4 protein-coding genes are annotated in these 2,627 nt (G+C 57.5%); 1 reads left to right on the top strand and 3 read right to left on the bottom strand.

Going from position 1 to position 2,627, the window contains the following annotated elements:
* Positions 1-13 precede the first annotated feature (13 nt).
* The gene (locus HMPREF9538_RS18625) at positions 14-496 is read right to left on the bottom strand and encodes a cold-shock protein (protein WP_002910657.1); all 483 of its coding nucleotides are present in this window, start codon (positions 494-496) and stop codon (positions 14-16) included.
* A 190-nt stretch (positions 497-686) separates the two neighbouring features.
* Here HMPREF9538_RS18625 and HMPREF9538_RS18630 point away from each other — a divergent pair, with 190 nt between their 5' ends.
* On the top strand, positions 687-1,385 hold the full coding sequence (locus tag HMPREF9538_RS18630; RefSeq protein ID WP_009484556.1) for an RluA family pseudouridine synthase: 699 nt from the start codon (positions 687-689) through the stop codon (positions 1,383-1,385).
* Between the two features lie 25 nt (positions 1,386-1,410).
* Here the strand turns inward: HMPREF9538_RS18630 and HMPREF9538_RS18635 are convergent, their stop codons facing one another.
* A complete protein-coding gene (locus HMPREF9538_RS18635; protein ID WP_002910652.1) occupies positions 1,411-1,950 on the bottom strand; it encodes a DUF2058 domain-containing protein in 540 nt (179 codons plus the stop codon).
* Positions 1,951-2,064: 114 nt separating this feature from the next.
* Positions 2,065-2,394, bottom strand: a complete 330-nt coding sequence (locus tag HMPREF9538_RS0127260) for a gamma-glutamylcyclotransferase family protein (RefSeq protein ID WP_002910650.1) — start codon at positions 2,392-2,394, stop codon at positions 2,065-2,067.
* Positions 2,395-2,627: the final 233 nt, after the last annotated feature.

Raw genomic sequence — 2,627 nt, 5'->3', positions numbered from 1 at the left:
GCCCCCCCAGGGCTTACACCTTAAGCAGTTTTACCGTGGCATCGATATCGATTTCGTCTTCCGAAAAGATCAGGGTTGTCCCCTGAAAGGTGGTGATCGCCAGCTTTTTCACCGAGCGCATCTCTCCCGGCTGCACCGTGGCTTTTGGCCGGATGCTGTTCATCAGCAGCCCGACCGACAGCACGGCGTTTTCTTTATCGACGCGGGTCTCGACCGGCTCTTCTTCCCGGTACACCACATAGGATTTGATGGAGGTCAGCTTCAACCGCTCGCCGGCAATATAGATATATTTGCTTTCCGGAATGACCTTCACCGCGTAGGCCGACAGCCCTTTATTGTTGGTGGTAGGTTCGAAAGTCACCGCCGCGTCTTTCTTGATAAGATCAGGATTGGCGACCTTAATCACGTGAAAATAACGATTTTCGCCGTTTTCATCTTTGATAAATCCAAAACCTTTATCTTTAAACCACGTTGTGATTGTTCCGTTCATCGCCATTACCGTATTACTCGTTGGTTAACACAAATTTTGCAGCGCGCAGTGTAAAGCACATTGCCTGTACAGGCCATGCCTTTGCGATAAGTGTGGGTGATAAATGACGCCGCCGCGAGGGCGGATTGTGCGCCAGCATCGTGCCGGTGGGCAAAATGAGGTACTATCGCCAGCCACTCCTTCTTCGGGCCGCCTGATGTCCACCATTATCGATACCTTTGTCGCGCCGCCGTGTCGCGAACAGATCACCCTCTTGTATCAGGACGAACACCTGGTGCTGATCAATAAGCCCGCCGGGCTGCTGAGCCTGTCGGGCAAAGATCCGCGCAACCTCGACTCCGTGCATCATCGGCTGGTACAGCGCTTTCCGGGCTGCCCCCTGGTGCACCGCCTGGACTTCGGCACCTCCGGCCTGATGGTGATCGCCCGCAACAAGGGCATTAACGCCTTGCTGTGCCAGCAGTTCAGCCAGCGCACGGTGGAAAAGGTCTATACGGCGCTGCTGTGCGGCCACCTGGCGGAAGACGAGGGGATAGTGGAGGCGGCAATCGCCAAAGATCCGGCCCGTTTCCCGCGCATGGCGCTCTGCGCCCGCCACGGCAAACCGGCGCGTTCGCGCTATCGGGTCATAGACCGCCTGTATCAGGCGCGAGAAGGCGAGAGGGCGCTGGCGTTAACCCGGGTGACGCTCACTCCGGAGACCGGACGGACCCATCAGCTGCGTATTCACTGCCAGCTGCTGGGCTATCCGATCCTTGGCTGCGATCTGTACGGTGGCCGGGAGCTGCCCGGCACGGAATGCGCTTCGCGGCTGATGCTGCACGCCAGCGAACTGCGCTTTGTCCACCCCGTCAGCCATGAGCCGATGCATATCCAGCAGGCGAGCCCGTTTTGATCGCCCGCGGCGGGAAAGCCCGGGGTTACCACATCAGATCGTCGGGTACCTTAAAGTCGGCGTACGGATCGTCTTCATCCTGCTCATCCTGACTCAGGGCGCTGTGCAACACGATGCTGCTGGCGTCGCGCTGGGCTATTTTCTCAGCCACTACCGCCGGAATAATCGCATATTCACCTTCGGGCTTGTTATCCACCGCCAGGCGGGCAATCGCCAGACGGCCGTTAATCAGCTGGGTCTGGGTGGGCTTGTCGACCATGATTTTTTTGATCAGATTATTATCGGTAAAGTTAAAGCCGATATCGCCCCGGGCGACCGTAATGCGGTTCATCTCGATCAGCTGCTTCACCTGGGCTTTATACTCTTTCGCCAGCACCGCCTGCTTTTGCTGCTCGCTAAGCTGTTTATCACGCTCCAGCTGGGCTTTTTTATTTTCTTCCACCGCTTCCCGGGCCTCACGGGCCTGAACGCGGGATTTTTTCGCCGTCCTCTGGACTTTAGCCATTTTTTTGCTGCTGACCAGGCCGGCTTTGAGCATCTGCTCTTGTAAGGTGAGTTTTGTCATCTGCGTGTCTGAAACTGAGGAAACATCTGGCAAGTATACCTGCATTGGCAGAAACGACGCCAGACTCGCGATCGCGCTGGGCTGCTGTACCATGCCGCGCAGCGCGGCGGGGGATTACCCCCGGGGCTGAAGCTGATAAATCCAGGCGCTGATCTGCTGTCCATCGTCGGTGGTCACTTCCACCGGCACCCGATCGTACCCTTCCTCAAAGTCGTCCAGCATGGGCCAGTGCGCCGCCAGCCGATCGGACAGGAACAGATAGCCGTTGACCCGTGGGCCGTGAGCGTCGAGGACGATCCCCGGGAAATCGGCGGCTGCGCCCCAGCCGCGCGCGTAAAAGGTGCCGGTGACGTAGCCGGGACGCCACTCGCCCCCGATCGCCTCCAGAATATGCGCATTGCTGCGACCGGGACAGAGCGTCCCATAGACAAATAGTGGTTTCATTTTCTCTCTCTCGTTCGCCCTGATACCCGCCCACAGCGGAGCGGGAAACCAAAATACGGGGTAATGCAGCGCCTGGCAATGGCCGGGTGGGGGCGGGGCACTCCTCCGGGCATCTGGCAGTTGCCGGGGAGACTCTGGACTCATTGCTACTGAGGGTATATCGATTGCGGTGATATTTTTATTATTATTTATATTTAAGGTAAAGGTGATGCTGCCAACTTACTGATTTAGTG

It is taken from the genome of Klebsiella sp. MS 92-3 (genome assembly GCF_000195655.1).
GTDB lineage: Bacteria > Pseudomonadota > Gammaproteobacteria > Enterobacterales > Enterobacteriaceae > Klebsiella > Klebsiella pneumoniae.
This window is presented reverse-complemented; position numbering and strand designations above follow the sequence as displayed.

What these genes read in the sequence shown, in the direction of transcription:
- HMPREF9538_RS18625 (WP_002910657.1), bottom strand. Translation starts at nt 496, where the DNA reads ATGGCGATGAACGGAACAATCACAACGTGGTTTAAAGATAAAGGTTTT.
- HMPREF9538_RS18630 (WP_009484556.1), top strand. Translation starts at nt 687, where the DNA reads ATGTCCACCATTATCGATACCTTTGTCGCGCCGCCGTGTCGCGAACAG.
- HMPREF9538_RS18635 (WP_002910652.1), bottom strand. Translation starts at nt 1,950, where the DNA reads ATGACAAAACTCACCTTACAAGAGCAGATGCTCAAAGCCGGCCTGGTC.
- HMPREF9538_RS0127260 (WP_002910650.1), bottom strand. Translation starts at nt 2,394, where the DNA reads ATGAAACCACTATTTGTCTATGGGACGCTCTGTCCCGGTCGCAGCAAT.